This is a genomic window from Chryseobacterium lineare (assembly GCF_977014045.1).
In genome coordinates this window covers 3,704,119-3,720,362 of sequence record NZ_CDRNIQ010000001.1, presented here as the reverse complement: position 1 = coordinate 3,720,362, position 16,244 = coordinate 3,704,119, and the positions used below count along the sequence as shown (strand labels likewise).

16 protein-coding genes are annotated in these 16,244 nt (G+C 34.3%); 11 read left to right on the top strand and 5 right to left on the bottom strand.

What is annotated here, in order from left to right:
* Positions 1–45: 45 nt before the first annotated feature.
* From rpmF to ACWNCI_RS16640, 8 genes are all read left to right on the top strand, one after another.
* Positions 46–249, top strand: coding sequence for a 50S ribosomal protein L32 (gene rpmF, locus ACWNCI_RS16675; RefSeq protein WP_007843326.1), 204 nt, complete (start codon positions 46–48; stop codon positions 247–249).
* A gap of 127 nt (positions 250–376) precedes the next feature.
* On the top strand, positions 377–859 hold the full coding sequence (gene accB / locus ACWNCI_RS16670) for an acetyl-CoA carboxylase biotin carboxyl carrier protein (RefSeq protein WP_449389153.1): 483 nt from the start codon (positions 377–379) through the stop codon (positions 857–859).
* Positions 860–963: 104 nt separating this feature from the next.
* Positions 964–2,319 carry an acetyl-CoA carboxylase biotin carboxylase subunit gene (accC, locus tag ACWNCI_RS16665; protein ID WP_346983309.1) on the top strand — a complete coding sequence of 452 codons (1,356 nt, stop codon included), beginning with the start codon at positions 964–966 and terminating at the stop codon, positions 2,317–2,319.
* Positions 2,320–2,607: 288 nt separating this feature from the next.
* Positions 2,608–3,855 carry an ornithine--oxo-acid transaminase gene (gene rocD / locus ACWNCI_RS16660; protein ID WP_449389152.1) on the top strand — a complete coding sequence of 416 codons (1,248 nt, stop codon included), beginning with the start codon at positions 2,608–2,610 and terminating at the stop codon, positions 3,853–3,855.
* 191 nt (positions 3,856–4,046) lie between these two features.
* On the top strand, positions 4,047–4,793 hold the full coding sequence (locus ACWNCI_RS16655) for a glycosyltransferase family 2 protein (protein ID WP_449389151.1): 747 nt from the start codon (positions 4,047–4,049) through the stop codon (positions 4,791–4,793).
* A gap of 4 nt (positions 4,794–4,797) precedes the next feature.
* Positions 4,798–5,787, top strand: a complete 990-nt coding sequence (locus tag ACWNCI_RS16650; protein ID WP_449389150.1) for a glycosyltransferase family protein — start codon at positions 4,798–4,800, stop codon at positions 5,785–5,787.
* Positions 5,788–5,789: 2 nt separating this feature from the next.
* Positions 5,790–6,977, top strand: coding sequence for a glycosyltransferase (locus tag ACWNCI_RS16645; protein WP_449389149.1), 1,188 nt, complete (start codon positions 5,790–5,792; stop codon positions 6,975–6,977).
* Positions 6,978–6,979: 2 nt separating this feature from the next.
* Entirely contained in the window at positions 6,980–8,227 is a 1,248-nt protein-coding gene (locus ACWNCI_RS16640; RefSeq protein WP_449389148.1) for a glycosyltransferase, read from the top strand.
* On the opposite strand, the gene ACWNCI_RS16635 is transcribed toward ACWNCI_RS16640, so the two are convergent.
* From ACWNCI_RS16635 to ACWNCI_RS16620, 4 genes are read right to left on the bottom strand one after another with little or no spacing between them, the layout of a single operon-like run.
* Positions 8,228–9,493 carry a glycosyltransferase gene (locus ACWNCI_RS16635; protein WP_449389147.1) on the bottom strand — a complete coding sequence of 422 codons (1,266 nt, stop codon included), beginning with the start codon at positions 9,491–9,493 and terminating at the stop codon, positions 8,228–8,230.
* Positions 9,494–9,522: 29 nt separating this feature from the next.
* A complete protein-coding gene (locus tag ACWNCI_RS16630) occupies positions 9,523–10,170 on the bottom strand; it encodes a glycosyltransferase (protein WP_449389146.1) in 648 nt (215 codons plus the stop codon).
* Positions 10,157–11,344, bottom strand: coding sequence for a glycosyltransferase family 2 protein (locus ACWNCI_RS16625; RefSeq protein ID WP_449389145.1), 1,188 nt, complete (start codon positions 11,342–11,344; stop codon positions 10,157–10,159). Before ACWNCI_RS16625 ends, ACWNCI_RS16630 begins: the two co-directional genes overlap by 14 nt.
* Positions 11,345–11,369: 25 nt before the next feature.
* Positions 11,370–11,714, bottom strand: coding sequence for a phosphomannose isomerase type II C-terminal cupin domain (locus ACWNCI_RS16620; protein ID WP_449389144.1), 345 nt, complete (start codon positions 11,712–11,714; stop codon positions 11,370–11,372).
* A 119-nt stretch (positions 11,715–11,833) separates the two neighbouring features.
* Here ACWNCI_RS16620 and gltX point away from each other — a divergent pair, with 119 nt between their 5' ends.
* Entirely contained in the window at positions 11,834–13,339 is a 1,506-nt protein-coding gene (gene gltX / locus ACWNCI_RS16615) for a glutamate--tRNA ligase (RefSeq protein ID WP_449389143.1), read from the top strand.
* Between the two features lie 48 nt (positions 13,340–13,387).
* Entirely contained in the window at positions 13,388–14,344 is a 957-nt protein-coding gene (locus tag ACWNCI_RS16610) for an acetyl-CoA carboxylase carboxyltransferase subunit alpha (protein WP_346983321.1), read from the top strand.
* A 69-nt stretch (positions 14,345–14,413) separates the two neighbouring features.
* Here the strand turns inward: ACWNCI_RS16610 and ACWNCI_RS16605 are convergent, their stop codons facing one another.
* Positions 14,414–15,121, bottom strand: coding sequence for a DUF6759 domain-containing protein (locus tag ACWNCI_RS16605; protein ID WP_346983322.1), 708 nt, complete (start codon positions 15,119–15,121; stop codon positions 14,414–14,416).
* A gap of 144 nt (positions 15,122–15,265) precedes the next feature.
* Between ACWNCI_RS16605 and tsf the strand changes: the two genes are divergently transcribed.
* Positions 15,266–16,090, top strand: coding sequence for a translation elongation factor Ts (tsf, locus tag ACWNCI_RS16600; protein WP_089853039.1), 825 nt, complete (start codon positions 15,266–15,268; stop codon positions 16,088–16,090).
* Positions 16,091–16,244 lie beyond the last annotated feature (154 nt).

Genomic DNA, 16,244 nt, shown 5'->3' with positions numbered 1-16,244 from the left:
AGATGATGAATCTCATCGCTCATCAATTAAAAAAGTTATTAGAAAATGGCACATCCAAAGAGAAGACAGTCGTCTACAAGAAGAGATAAGAGAAGAACTCACTATAAAGCTGTAGTTCCTCAATTGGCTAAAGATGCAACAACAGGAGAGCTTCACCTATACCACAGAGCTCACTGGCATGAAGGAAAACTTTACTACAGAGGTAAAGTAGTATTGGAAAAAGAAGTAGCAACTACTGAAGAAAATTAAGAGTCGCTTTTCACTGAAAAACACTCGTTTTCATACAAAAACCGCCCGATTTTGATAAAATTTGGCGGTTTTTTGTTGTTTTTTACGATTTTTTGGTATCTTTGACCCAAAATCAAATATCAAATTTATGGACATTAAAGACATACAAAATCTTATCAAGTTTGTGTCTAAAGCAGAAGTTTCTGAGGTAAAGTACAAAACTAAAGATTTCGAAATCACTATTAAAACTCCATTAGCTGGTAGTGAAGTTGCTTATGCACAACCTGCAGTTTATCACACTGCGCCTCAACAGATGGCTGCTGCGCCAGCACCGGCTGCAACTCTGGCTGTGCCTGCACAAAGTACTGAAGCAGCATCTGATGATAGTAAATATGTAACAATCAAATCTCCAATGATCGGCACTTTCTACAGAAAGCCATCTCCGGATAAAGACGTGTTTGTAAATGTAGGTGACGAAGTTTCTAACGGAAAAGTAGTTTGCGTTATTGAAGCCATGAAATTATTCAACCAGATTGAATCTGAAGTAAGCGGAAAAATCGTTAAGATTTTAGTTGATGATGCTACGCCTGTAGAATACGACCAACCTTTATTCTTAGTAGATCCATCATAATTTAGTTAGAAGTTAGAAGTTAGAAGATAGAAGTTAGATAGCTAACTTTTAAGTTTCGTACTCATGTCTAATTTTCAAATTATCTAATTTTCAAATTAAAGAAGATGTTCAAAAAAATATTAATAGCCAATCGTGGCGAAATTGCAATGCGTATTTTACGTACTTGCAAAGAAATGGGGATCAAAACTGTTGCGGTTTATTCAACTGCGGATAAAGACAGTCTTCACGTAAGATTTGCTGATGAAGCGGTTTGTATAGGTCCTGCAATGAGTAAAGATTCATACCTTAAAATTCCTAACATTATTGCCGCTGCGGAAATTACAAACGCAGATGCTATCCACCCGGGTTACGGATTCTTATCTGAAAATGCCAATTTCTCAAGAATCTGCCAGAAAAACGGTATCAAATTTATCGGTGCTTCTCCTGAACAGATTGAAAAAATGGGAGATAAAGCAAACGCTAAAGCTACGATGAAAGCTGCCGGCGTACCTTGTGTACCTGGTTCTGACGGTTTGATCGAATCCTACGAGCATGCTGTAAAAGTAGCTGAAGAAACAGGATATCCTGTAATGATCAAAGCGACTGCAGGTGGTGGTGGAAAAGGAATGAGAGCCGTTTGGAAAGCTGAAGATCTTAAAGATCATTGGGAATCTGCAATTCAGGAAGCTGTAGCAGCATTCGGGAACGGAGGTATGTATATGGAAAAACTGATTGAAGAGCCTAGACATATTGAAATCCAGGTTGCGGGTGACCAATTCGGTAAAGCCTGCCACCTGTCTGAAAGAGACTGTTCGGTACAGAGAAGAAATCAAAAACTAACGGAAGAAACTCCTTCTCCTTTCATGACAGACGAACTTCGCGAGAAAATGGGTGAAGCTGCTGTAAAAGCTGCAGAATTCATCGGATACGAAGGAGTAGGAACTATCGAATTCTTGGTTGACAAGCACAGAAATTTCTATTTCATGGAAATGAACACGAGAATCCAGGTAGAACACCCTATTACTGAACAGGTGATTGATTATGACCTGATCAGAGAACAGATTCTTTTGGCAGCCGGAACACCAATTTCAGGAATCAATTATTATCCTAAATTACATTCCATCGAATGTAGAATCAATGCGGAAGATCCTTACGCAGATTTCCGACCGTCTCCTGGAAAAATCACTGGATTAAATATTCCTGGCGGTCACGGTGTAAGAGTTGATACACATGTTTATTCAGGATATACCATTCCTTCTAACTACGACTCAATGATTGCAAAATTAATCACTACGGCTCAAACGCGTGAAGAAGCGATTGCAAAAATGAGAAGAGCGTTGGAAGAATTTTATATTGAAGGAGTAAAAACCACCATTCCTTTCCACAGACAACTGATGGATAATGAAGATTATCTTTCAGGAAACTATACAACAAAATTCATGGAAGATTTTGTGATGGACAGAAAATATGACAATCATTAAGATGATTTTATATATAATTTGTAAACCGCTCTTTTTGAGCGGTTTTTTTATAAACTTTGTCAAAGTTCAGAATTTTGACAAAGTTGATCCCAATATTATAAATTAACAAACATTAAAATCCGCTTTTTTAAAGATAGAATAACTATAACAGATTATTTGAGTAAGAAATATTTTCTGATTCGCTTTCCCAATATGCTTAAAAGTTCCTGAATTCAATTCTTTTTCAACAAGAGGCTTCTGTTTAGCAATCTCGTTTTTAATGTTTACATTTGCGATAAATCAAAATTTATGTCAACAGCAGAAACACTTAAAGATTCACAATATTTTATTGACCTTGAAGACAAGCACGGCGCTCACAATTATCATCCGCTTCCTGTAGTTTTAGACAAAGGAGAAGGTGTTTTTGTATGGGACGTGGAAGGCAAGAAGTATTATGATTTTCTTTCTGCTTATTCCGCTGTTAACCAGGGACATTCGCACCCAAAAATTGTAAATGCTTTAGTAGAACAGGCTAAAAAACTGGCTTTAACATCAAGAGCTTTCTACAATTCAAAACTGGGAGAATACGAACAAAAAATTACCACTCTTTTCGGTTTTGATAAAGTTTTACCCATGAACTCCGGGGCTGAAGCTGTGGAAACAGCGGTAAAATTAGCCAGAAAATGGAGCTACGAAGTAAAAGGTATTTCTGAAAACGCAGCGAAAATAATTGTCTGTGAAAATAATTTCCACGGAAGAACTACGACAATTGTTTCGTTCTCAAACGATCCGGATGCCAACCAGAATTACGGTCCTTTTACACCCGGTTTTATTAAAATCCCTTATAATGATATTGTTGCATTGGAAGAAGTTCTTAACAAAGAAGCGGGAAATATTGCTGCGTTTTTAGTTGAGCCTATTCAAGGAGAAGCCGGTGTCTACGTTCCGAATGACGGTTTTCTGAAAAGCGCTTCTCAATTATGCAAAAAGCACAATGTCCTTTTCATTGCTGATGAAGTTCAGACCGGTATTGCGAGAACAGGAAAACTGATTGCCTGTTATCATGAAGATGTACAGCCTGATATTTTAATTTTAGGAAAAGCATTATCCGGCGGTATGTATCCTGTTTCGGCCGTTTTAGCGAATAATGAGATTATGACCGTTATAAAACCAGGACAACACGGTTCTACATTCGGTGGGAATCCTATTGCCTGTGCAGTAGCGGTAGCGGCTCTTGACGTTGTAGAGGAAGAAAAACTATCTGAAAGAGCTGAAGAACTTGGAAAATTATTCAGATCTGAAATTGAAAAAGTAATGGAAAAGACCGGCCTGATCACGAAAGTAAGAGGAAAAGGTCTTCTGAATGCTATTTTGATCAACGATACTCCGGATAGCTCTACAGCATGGAATATCTGTTTACAATTAAAAGAAAACGGACTTTTAGCCAAACCAACTCACGGAAATATTATCAGACTGGCCCCGCCATTGGTTATCACGGAAGAGCAGCTGTTGGACTGTGTGAAGATTATTGAAAAAACCATATTGGAATGCAAATAATTTGGAATATTGTTTCAAAACCAAATATTGGGTATAGCTAACAAAGTTATACCCTTATTTTTTGACTGTAAATCAATATCATGAAATAAAATTCTTTTTAATTTTAAGAATAAACAGATCAAGATTCGCAAAAAATTTAAATTAAACTTATCTTTGAAGATAAATTTTATAATTATACTCTCAACAAGCTGATGAAGGTAAGTGGCTTAATCATAACATATAATGAAGAAAAAAACATCCGGGAAGTTCTTGAATGTTTTGATTTTTGTGATGAAATCATCATTGTAGATTCATTCAGCACAGACAAAACGGTAGAAATTGCGCAAAAACTTTCTAAAGTAAAGGTAATTCAGAATACATTTGAAGATTTTACAAAACAAAGAAACCTGGCACTTGATGCAGCAGCCAACGATTGGGTTTTATTTCTTGACGGTGATGAAAGGATTACTGAGGCTTTAAAGAAAGAAATTATAGAAGAATTAGAAAAACCCGTACAGAAAGACGCCTATTATTTTTACCGGAAATTTTATTTTGCAGAAAAGCCGATTCATTATTCAGGGACTCAAACTGACAAGAATTTCAGATTTTTCAGAAAATCTAAAGCAAGATATATCAGCGGAAAGAAGGTTCATGAAACATTACACGTAGACGGAACTATCGGCGAGATGAAAAATAAGCTTCTGCACTTTTCTGTTAATGATTATGAGTCTTATAAAGCAAAAATGATCCATTACGGAGTTTTAAAAGGCCAGGAGCTGGCAGCCAAAGGAAAAAAGTATAATCGTATTAATCAATATTCCAAAACAGCTTTTAAATTTTTTAAGGCATACATTTTGCGTTTAGGTATCCTTGATGGAAAAGAAGGCTATCAGCTTTCTTATTTACAGTCATTAAGCGTTTTTGAGACTTATGAATCATTAAAAAAGGAGCAGCATTAACTGGATGAAAATTTGTGTAATTAGTTTCGATTTCTGGGGATACGATCAATATATCGTTGAAAATCTGCGTTCTAGAAACATAGATACCCACCACATTAAAATAGGTGATATCACACACTCCAATTTTAGTGAAAGGGCAACTAATGCTGTGAGCAAAATATTTCTTAATAAAAACCTGAAGACAGAAAAAAGACAAAGATTTGTAACGGATTCCCTTGAGCAATTGCGATATCAGGATCAGATTCTTGTAATGAATCCTGATACTTTTGATCTTTCTACGCTCCAGGAAATCAGAAAATATACCGGCCGTCTTATTACTTATCTTTATGACAGTCTTGAAAGGGTTTCGGTTGACAAGGAAAAACTTAACCTTTTCGACAAAATTTTCTCATTCGATATTGCCGATGTGGAAAGTTACGGTTTCGAAAAATTAACAAATTACATTTATCTACCGCTCACCCGATGCGAGAAACAAAAACCGGAAATAGACTTGTTTTACATCACTTCTTATGACAACAAACGAGTGGAATTCATTAAGCTTTTAACCAAAAGATTATTGGAATTGAAGTTGAAATTCCAGATCATTGTCATCGGAAAGAAAGGCTGGAAACATCAGCTGAGAAATGTTTTCATTAAAATCCCGGAAAACCTGCACATTATTTTCAGTATAAAAAAAATAAGTCATAAAAAGCTTCCCAAATATTACAAAAATTCGCGAGCTTTGCTTGATCTTACACGTGAAAACCAATATGGACTGAGTTTCAGAGTTTTTGAAGCCATGGCATTAGAAAAGAAAATCATTACTGATAATGAGTCTATTAAAAGTTATGATTTTTATAGTCCGCAGAATATTTTGGTTTTAAACGAAACCTGTAGTAATCTTGAAAAATCTTTTTTTGAGACACCCTATGAGAAAGTTCCGGAAGAGGTTTATTATAGATATACTCTGGAACACTGGACGGATAAAGTTTTCGGGCTCAATAAAAAAACTTAATAATGGGAATTATAAAGAAAATAAAAAAACACTTCAGAAGAAAAGAAAAACTTAAACTTCTTGGCACACAGGAAATTATCAACATTACATCTTTCGACCCATCTAAAAAAACTATCTTATTTACGTCCAGAGATTTTCCCACTCACGATAAGGATTCTGGATCCAACAGACTCAAAGAAATCATTTTAATCTACAAAAATCTTGGGTATAACTGTATTTTGTTTGCGCCTGATATATTTGAAGATGATACATATGTAAAGTTTTATGAACAACAAAACATTATTGTATTTGTAGAAAATATTAAATTCAAAAACATTTATGATTTCCTTATTTCTTTTAAAAAAATAGATTTTGTATGGTTTAACGGACCACTCGCGCTGAATTTATTTTACAGAAAAATGAAAACTATTTTACCTCATGCAAAGTTCATGTACGATATGGTAGACATTCATTTTTTACGATATAAAAGGGCTATTGAAATAGAGCCAAACCGTATTTCGTTAAAGAAAAAATACAAGCATTTTTTCCGACTTGAAACGGTTGTCGCACCTCAACTTGATTATATTATTGCCATTTCTGATAAGGAAAAGGAAATTATGAGCCAGTATGCGGATAAAAATAAGATCATCACAATATCAAATATACATGAGCCTAAAATTGATATTTCCGAAAGAAAAGATTTTACAGCAAGTGAGGGAATTATTTTCATCGGGTCAATTCATGAGCCTAACATTGATGCCGTAAAGTTCCTATATGATAAAATAATGCCTCTTGTCTGGAAAATAAACCCCGAACTTGAAGTAAGCGTAATCGGGAATGTAGCTGACAAGCTTGATCTTAAACAATATTCTAATTTTAAATTTCTGGGGTTTGTGGAAAGCATTGAAGATCATTTTATGAGATCAAAAATAATGGTAGCTCCGTTACGATTTGGCGCCGGAGTAAAAGGAAAAATAGGCCAGGCTTTTGAATATTTTCTGCCGGTAGTCACTACAGACATTGGAGCAGAAGGCATGCAGCTTATAAACGAAAAAAATGTATTGATTGCCAATGACGAAAAATCCTTTGCAGAAGCTATTATCCGCCTGAACAATGATGAGGAGCTGTGGAATGCACTTTGTGAACATTCGGTTGACAGTCTCCTTCCTTTCTCGCCTGAAGAAATAAGAGAAAAAATTAAAACTTTATAACCATGGAGTTAAGTGTTAATTATCATGGCTTTTTTGATGGAAATTTCGGGATTTCTGAAGCCACACGATTAAATGCATTAGCATTAGAAAAAGCTGGAATACAAGTACATAAAATCAACTACTCCAGTGAAAATTTTGAAAGGTTAACAGATTTTTTTTTAAGAGAGAACGAAAATCAAATTAATATTTTCCATATCAATATTAATTTCATAAATGACTTTTTTTCAAAAAACCAAGATCTTAAGCTTGAAAACCTTTATAATATCATATATTGGGCCTGGGAATTCCCCGAGGTTTCTGATAAAGTAGCTGAGCTGTTAAATATGTTTGATGAACTTTGGGTACCGAGTGATTTTTGCGTTAATATCTTTACAAAATATACAGGAATACCGGTGATAAGGTTTTCGCATCCTATTCAGAAACTTGAAAATTCTAAAGATTTTGATCTGAAAAATTATAACATTCCTCAACAGTCAAAAATTTATCTTACTATTTTTGATTCTTTGAGTACTACGATCCGAAAGAATCCTGAAGCTACCCTGGAAGCATTTACAACAGTCTTTAAAGATGATAAAGAAAGTTTTTTAATTGTAAAAACACATAACCTGGAAAGAAGTAAAGATGCTCAAAAAGTTTTGGAAAAATATAATAATATTCCGAATGTTATCATTATCAATGAACATTTTTCTAAAGAAAAACTTCATTCTCTGATTCAGCAGTCGGATGTTTTGATTTCTCTTCACGGCTCTGAAGGATTTGGCCTAACTATGGCGGAAGCGATGGCCTACGGAAAAATTGTTATCGGAACGGGCTATTCCGGGAATCTGGACTTTATGAATGTCAACAACAGTTTTTTGGTTCAATATGACTTCACAAAAACTTCAAATACAAAAGGATTAATTGATGAAGGACTCACCTTGGCAAAACCTCGCCTACAGGATGCTGTTGCAAAATTATTATATATCAAAAACAACTTCAACTCATTAGATTATTTCAGAGAAAATGCAAAATCACAGATTAAAAACAATTTCTCTTTAGAATCCGTTGGTGAATTATTTAAAATCAGGTTAAATTTTATCAATTCTTTTGAAAAAGAAGAAGGCAATGTCAGTTCAAATGTAAATAATATTTTCTATCTAAGTGAAATTGAAAGATTAAATAAGAAAGTTAATTATCTGGAAAGAACAGCATACAATAAAATCAGAAAAAAAGTAAACGCTTTTCTTAAAAAAATAAAAGGCAGGGAATAATTATTTTCTGTCTTTTCTGTTTCTCAGATACATTTTTATGTTGTAGATAAATTGTATTGGCGCACTCTTTTTATAGATTTTAATATCTTTCTTGAGGTGAACATATTCTGAATATATTTTTATTAATGAAGATTTGTTCTTCTGAATTTTATTCTGAGCAATAATTTCCAGTCCCCTCTCCTTAATAAGCTGACCTATATGTTGGAATGATAATTTCTCATGTACCGTAGCATAACCTTTTTGAGCTTTAGACTTTAATAATTCTTTGTTGCTGAATACAATTTTTAAATACTCTTCCGCCTGCTGCAAATCCGGTTCCGACCAAATGGTATTGGAATCATAATTAATAACAGCAGATTGAGAATTTACCTTTTGAGCATGAACAAGAAAGCTGTTTTCCGAATTCATAAATTCTAAATTACCAGAATAACCTGTCGCAATAACCGGCTTTCCAAGAAACATAGCTTCTGCCATGGTTAATCCAAAGCCTTCGGCGCGATGAAGGGAAATGTAGCAATCGCAATGATTGATGAGATTGTTGAGAGAGTTTTTATCAAATATTTTTTCAACAATTTTAATTTTCTCGGAAGAGCCTATAGCATCAAGTATCTGCTTCTTTTCTTCTGAAAAACGTGTTGACAAGGAGGTTTTAATCATCAGAAAAGCATTGTTTTCTGTTGTATCAAAAGTTTTCCGAAAAGCTTTGATAAGGTTTAATACATTTTTTCTTTCTAAAGAACTGTTGTAATCGAAAATAAAAAGAAAATTAAATTTGTCTTCATCAAAAATATCCTCGACACTCTTATCTTCCGGCTCATTTAACGGAAATTGTACAGGATGAGGAATTACAATCACAGGCAACGATACATACTTTTCTATGCATTTCTTACAATACTCCGAAGGCGTCCAGATTTCATCAAAGAGATTAATATGCGCTATATAAGATTCTGGGATGGTTTCTGATTCCCAGGCCATATATAAAATATTATATTTTCCTTGAAAAAAAGAAAAATCAAAATGCGAGAAAAAATTAAAAACCTCCTCAGATGGAGAAATCTGTATCAGATTAATTGGATATTCTGCCTTTTCAGCAAATTCGGTAAAGGTATTATCATTGTCGTTATGATTTGTTTTAACATCATAATTGATAATATTTAATGGTATATCCGCTTGTAAAATAGCTTTACAATTGAGTCTTGTAGCTTCTGCGATACCAAACTCCCCTTTTATGAAGCCAAAAACATTAATTCCAAACTGTCTGTTCATATTCATTTGATGAAGAAAATTAGTATATATTACAATGCATCGTAGAATTTGTTCTGCGTAACCTGCCTGTCAATATTTTTATGATGCAAAAGGCAATGATCAAAATTTTCTGTCGGAAAGTAAAATGCTTTTTCAAAACCAATAAGTTTTTCGTGTACTTTATTTACCCAATGAATATTTTTATTTAATTTAAAAAGCCTCATCTGATAATCCGGATAATTAATGTAACTCTTATCATTTATATTCCAGTTCCATTTCATCATATGCTCTTCGGTAATTCCATCTACCGTATTGATTCTCGGAATAAAAAACATATCGAAGCTGGATTTTTTCTTCAGTACATCTTTTATAGATTTCATAAGATTTTCCTGAGGAATTTCGTCTGCATCAATCTGGAATAGATAATCTTTCGTTGCTGATTTTATAAGCTCATTTTTAAAAGATGCGAAATCCCCATTCAGAAAAGCTTCTTTGTGTACTATTCTTGTTTTAAATTTTTCTATAACAGCTTCTACTTCAACATTTCTCGCAGTGACGTCCTGCAGAACAATAACTTCATCTTCCTTATCGAGATAATTAGTTAGAAATGTAAGCAATGAATCCAATTCTTCAGCCTCATTACAGACAGTAATTCCATAAGAAATATTCACTTTTTTAAAAAGACTAAAAAAACTCATTGTAAGATTTATTTATATTTTGATTTTCGTAAGATCGTTTTTTTACGATGCGAATGGTAATACCCAACTTTCTGTATTTTTTATCAAAACCAAAAAGTATTTTTGAAATTGTTTTTCGGGATGACAGCTTGTCAATAATTTCAGGAATATTATTAATTACTTTATAAGAACTGCTTCTCCATTTTTTAGCATCAATAGTGATAAGAATGTCGTTTGATTTTGCCGCCGAATAAGGTTTAAATTTTTGTTGAATATCAATTTTTGACTTTAAACTTTCTTTCTCAAGATAATCAATTACAACATCATGATTATCAACATACAAATCTGTGCCAAAAGGCTCGGTAACATTTAAGGCTTCGGCGGTAGTATTCTTTAAAATAAAGCCTATATCGTATGATTTTTTAACCTTGCTGTTAGTGAAAAAATGCCATTTTCTTGTAAAGTTTCTCAAAGAATTTTCTTCAACAATTTTTGTTTTTTTTGAAAACTCTTCAGAAAACCTCGAAGTTTTGCTCACAAAATGATATACAATGCTTCCTTTTGAAAGAAATAGCTGAAGACCTGCAAGCTTTAATCTTAAGATCAAATCATCATCTTCACAGAACATAGGAAAAAAAAGAGAGTCAAGCCCTTTGATTTCCATCAGCTTTTTCCTTGATGCTGTAATAAAAAATGTAGTGTCAGAAATCTGCAATAATTCATTGTTTTTATCGGCATTATTTTTTTCATACGAAAAAAAATCATCATATCTAAAATCCCAAAAATCACTCCCAAAATCTTCAACTGTTTTCCATGATCTATGATCTCCAGCAAATAAAGGAGGTTCTACAGCTAGATAACAGATAACTTTTTCTTCAGATAAATACCTCTGAAGATTTTCAATAAAGAATTTTCCAGGCACCATATCATTATGTAAAAAACTTACATAGTTACCGTTTGCTATTTCAATCGCTTTATTATAAGTATCAGATAAAGATTTATTTTCATCAGAATAATAATATTTGAGATTGGGATCTTTTAAAGAATCCAGCCATTCATGCGTCCCATCTGTACTTCCAAAACTCACAAAAACAATTTCCTGTTCCGGAAAATTGCTGCGTGTAATTTCGTAGAACTTCCGGGAATATTCCAGATTATTTTTTAATCCTACTAAAAAGGAAATACTATTATTCATGTCTTGTTCTTAATTACATAATCGATTACTTCCTATCATATTCATCCTCAATCCTCACAATATCATCTTCCCCAAAATAAGTTCCGGTCTGAACCTCAATGAACACAACAGGCTTATCAGAAAGATTCATCATCCTGTGTTTGGCTCCAAGAGGTATAAAAATACTTTCACCATATTTCAGGCTTATTTCTTTGTCATCCAAAACCACCGTGGCATCACCTTCAATGATCGTCCATTGTTCCTGTCTTTTATGATGGTATTGATAAGACAGCTTCTGACCCGGATTTACTTCTATTCTTTTTAACTTATAATTGGGTTCGTCTGCCAAAACATAATATTTTCCCCAAGGTCTTTCTCCTATTTCTAACATAATTTACTTTTTACGAATACAAATGTAAATATTCAAACTAAAAAAGCAAGCAACCCATCTATTAAACATTCTTAAAAACGTATAATTTTAAGTAAATTTGCACCAAAATTTTATTGAAAATGGAGAAAGTAAGAGTACGTTTCGCTCCAAGTCCTACCGGACCTTTGCATTTGGGAGGCGTAAGAACCGCATTATATGATTATCTTTTTGCTAAAAACCAGGGTGGTGAGTTTGTATTGAGAATCGAAGATACCGATACCGCAAGATACGTGAAAGGCGCAGAAGAATACATCGAAGAAGCCCTTGAATGGTGCGGAATCATCGCTGATGAAAGCCCAAAAAAAGGAGGGAAATTCGCTCCATACAGACAATCCGAAAGAAGAGATATTTACGACCGATATACAGAGCAGCTCCTGAAAACAGATTATGCTTATATTGCTTTCGACACAGCAGAAGAGCTTGATACGATCCGTGCTGAATACGAAGCAAAAGGTGATGTTTTCTCTTATGACAACAGAACGAGAAATCAGCTAAGAAACAGCTTAACCCTTTCTGAAGAAGAAGTTCAGAAATTATTGGATGAAAAAACACCTTATGTGGTAAGATTTAAAATGCCAATTGACAGAACTTTAAACCTTACAGATATTATCAGAGGAAATTCCTCCGTGAATACCAATACGTTAGACGATAAAGTTTTAGTAAAAAACGACGGAATGCCAACTTATCATTTCGCCAACATCATCGATGATCACGAAATGGAAATTTCACATGTGATCCGTGGCGAAGAGTGGCTTCCTTCTTTAGGCTTACATACTTTACTCTATGAAGCGATGGGCTGGGAAGCTCCTCAGTTTGCACACCTTTCTTTAATTTTAAAGCCGGAAGGAAAAGGAAAACTAAGCAAAAGAGACGGTGATAAATTCGGGTTCCCTGTTTTCCCTTTAAACTTTACAGATCCTGCAACAGGAAATGTTTCTAAAGGATATAGAGAAAGTGGTTATCTTCCTGAAGCATTCATTAATATGGTGGCATTATTGGGATGGTCGCCTGCAGATGATAAAGAAATTTTATCGTTGGATGAAATGGCGAAAGAATTTGATTTAAATAAAGTTCATAAAGCCGGAGCCAGATTCAGCAAGGAAAAAGCAGAATGGTTTAATCATCAATATATTCAGAAAACATCTGATGAAGAATTATTAAATATTCTAAAAAAATCGGATTTAAATATAACGCTTTCGGATGATACATTATTAAAGATCATTCATCTGATGAAAGAAAGAGCAACCTTCCCGAAAGATATCTATGAAAATGGAAAATTCTTCTTTGAAGCTCCAATATCTTATGATGAAAAGGCATCAAAAAAAGCATGGAATGATGAAACATCTTCTATTTTAGGTGATTTGACTTTAAAACTTGAATCTGTAGATTTTAAAGCTGAAACTTTGAAGCAAACTATGCATGATATGGCTGAAGAAAAAGGTTTGGGAATGGGTAAAGTGATGATGCCTCTGCGTTTAGCTTTAGTTGGAGAACTGAAAGGCCCGGACGTTCCGGACATCATGGAACTTCTTGGAAAAGAGGAAACTATCTCCAGAATAAACAATGCGATCAATAATTTTAAATAGATTCATATAATTTTTCATAAATTTGAAAGATTTAATTTACTTCAAGAAATGGAATATTTAAGTTTCGAACTACCTATCAAAGAATTAATGGATCAGTACCAAACCTGTTCTTTAGTAGGAGAAGAAAGTGGTGTTGATGTAAAATTAGCATGTAGCCAGATAGAGGACAAAATCATAGAAAAGAAAAAAGAAATCTATTCTAATCTTACTCCTTGGCAACGGGTACAACTGTCTCGCCACCCGGATCGTCCTTATACCCTTGATTACATCAACGGAATGGTAGACAAAGGAAGCTTTCTTGAGCTTCACGGAGACAGAAATTTCGCTGATGATCCTGCCATGATTGGCGGCCTGGCGACATTAGACGGTCAGAAAGTAATGATCATAGGAACCCAAAAAGGGCGTACCACTAAGGAAAGGCAGCACAGAAGATTCGGAATGCCGAATCCTGAAGGATACAGAAAAGCTTTACGATTGATGAAGCTTGCTGAAAAATTTCAGATTCCTGTAGTAACTTTGGTAGATACACCGGGAGCGTATCCTGGTCTTGAAGCTGAAGAAAGAGGTCAGGGGGAAGCCATCGCAAGAAATATTTTTGAAATGGTACAGCTTAAAACTCCAATTTTCACTTACATTATCGGTGAAGGTGCCAGTGGTGGTGCGTTAGGAATTGGTGTAGGAAATAAAGTATATATGTTGGAAAATACATGGTACACCGTAATTGCTCCGGAAAGCTGCTCATCAATTCTTTGGAGAAACTGGGATCATAAGGAAGATGCAGCCAATGCATTAAATCTTACTCCAAAAGATGCCTTAAGAGAAAAGTTCATCGATGGTATTATCGAAGAACCGCTTGGAGGAGCACATTATGATCCGGCAGCAACTTTTCAGCATCTGAAAACTTCTATTTTACAGAACATCAAAGCCTTTTCAAAATTCACAGGTCAGGAACTTGAAACCCAAAGACAGGAAAAATTTATTGCGATGGGGCAATTTAAAGGATAAAATAAAATGGCTAAGAGAAAATTTCTTAGCCATTAATTTTTTGTTTCTAATATTTCAAATACAGTAATTTTACTCTTCCCGAAGATTCAATTCGATCTCAATATCTTTGTTTATTTTCTTTAATGAAGAATATTTCGCATCACAAACCATGGTTGTAAGGATATATTCTCCCTTTTCAACCAGAAGGAAATTCTGTCCGTTTGCCGGAACATCAAGATTGTAGTACTTTTTCCCGTTGATCTTCACGATCAGGTTACATTTAGATCTGTTTTTGATGTTAATATAAGCTTCCCTATCCATCGGATCATTATTGAAAAGATGAGTAAGCATCGCCGCCGTTTTTTTATTTTGCTCGCTTGCCCCGGATTTTTTAGTCGCCGTTCCTGCAACACTTGCATAGTTTACCGTTCTTTCGGGAGCCGCAGATCCTGTATTAACAGCCATTGCTTTACCTTTATTAAGTTTATTCTCATCAAGAACCATCTGCTTGATTTTGTCTTCACTTATTGCTTTTATGGTGGGTTTGGCTTCAGGAGAATTGTTTGCCATAACAATCTGCATCAGTTTTCTCTTAAAATAATCGGTCTTCGCATGACCGGGATTCTGCTTTAGAAATCCTGCCACTACTCTGGCTTCTGCGGTAGCTTCCGCATCACTTTCTGTATAGATGATCACGGTTTCTTTTTCTACGATGGCTTTCGTTTTTGCCTTTTTCTTTTTCTGTGAAAAACCAAGGGTAAATATGCATAAAAAAATAAGGAGAAATATTTTTTTCATTAACTATACATTTAAAAATTTATTAAATATGTAAATAACGCAAAAAGTCATTTTTTAGTTTGTCATTAAAATCATTATCTTTGCACTGCTTTAAAATTAAGCTAAAAATTAATACTAATCTAAAATAAAAAAATAATAGATATTATGTCTTATACACCAGCTGCTGCAGACGTAGCAAAATTGAGAAACCAAACAGGTGCAGGTATGATGGACTGCAAAAAAGCTTTAGTTGAGGCTGAAGGAGATTTCGAAAAAGCGGTAGATATCCTTAGAAAAAAAGGACAGAAAGTTGCAGCTAATAGAGCTGACAGAGAGTCTACTGAAGGTGCAGTAATCGCTAGAGTAAACGAAGATAACACTTTAGGTGCTATTATCTCTTTAAACTGCGAGACTGACTTCGTTGGTAAAAACGAAGCTTTCATCGAGCTAGCTTATGAATTGGCTGAAATGGCAATTTTCGCTGCTACTAAAGAAGAATTATTGGCTACAGATTTCCACGGAATCACTGTTGCTGAGAAATTAATCGAGCAAACAGGTGTTATCGGTGAAAAAATCGAGATCGGAGCATTCGAAAGAATCGAAGGACCTTTCTTGGGAGCTTACATCCACGCAGGAAATAAAATCGCTGCTATTACAGCACTTTCTGCTAATGTAGAAGGGGCTTCTGAAGCTGCAAAAGCTGTTTCTATGCAGGTTGCCGCTATGAACCCGATTGCTCTTGACGAAACTGCTGTTTCTCAAGCTACTATCGATAAAGAATTGGAAATCGAAAGAGAACTTCTTACTAAAGAAGGAAAACCTGAAAATATTATCGACAATATCCTTAAAGGTAAAATGCAGAGATTCTACAAAGACAATACTTTGGTACACCAGTCTTTCATTAAAGACGGAAGCATGTCAGTTGCTGATTATGTAAAATCTGTAAATGCTGATCTTAAAGTAACAGGATTTGTAAGAGTAAGCTTATAATCTTTTCTGATTTAAAAATAAAATATCCCGGTGAGTTTTCATCGGGATATTTTATGCATTTCACAATTATGAGATGTTATTATACATTAAAAATTTATTAAATATTCAATAAAAGAATAAATTACGCAGTCTAATTGTTAATTTAATATAAATA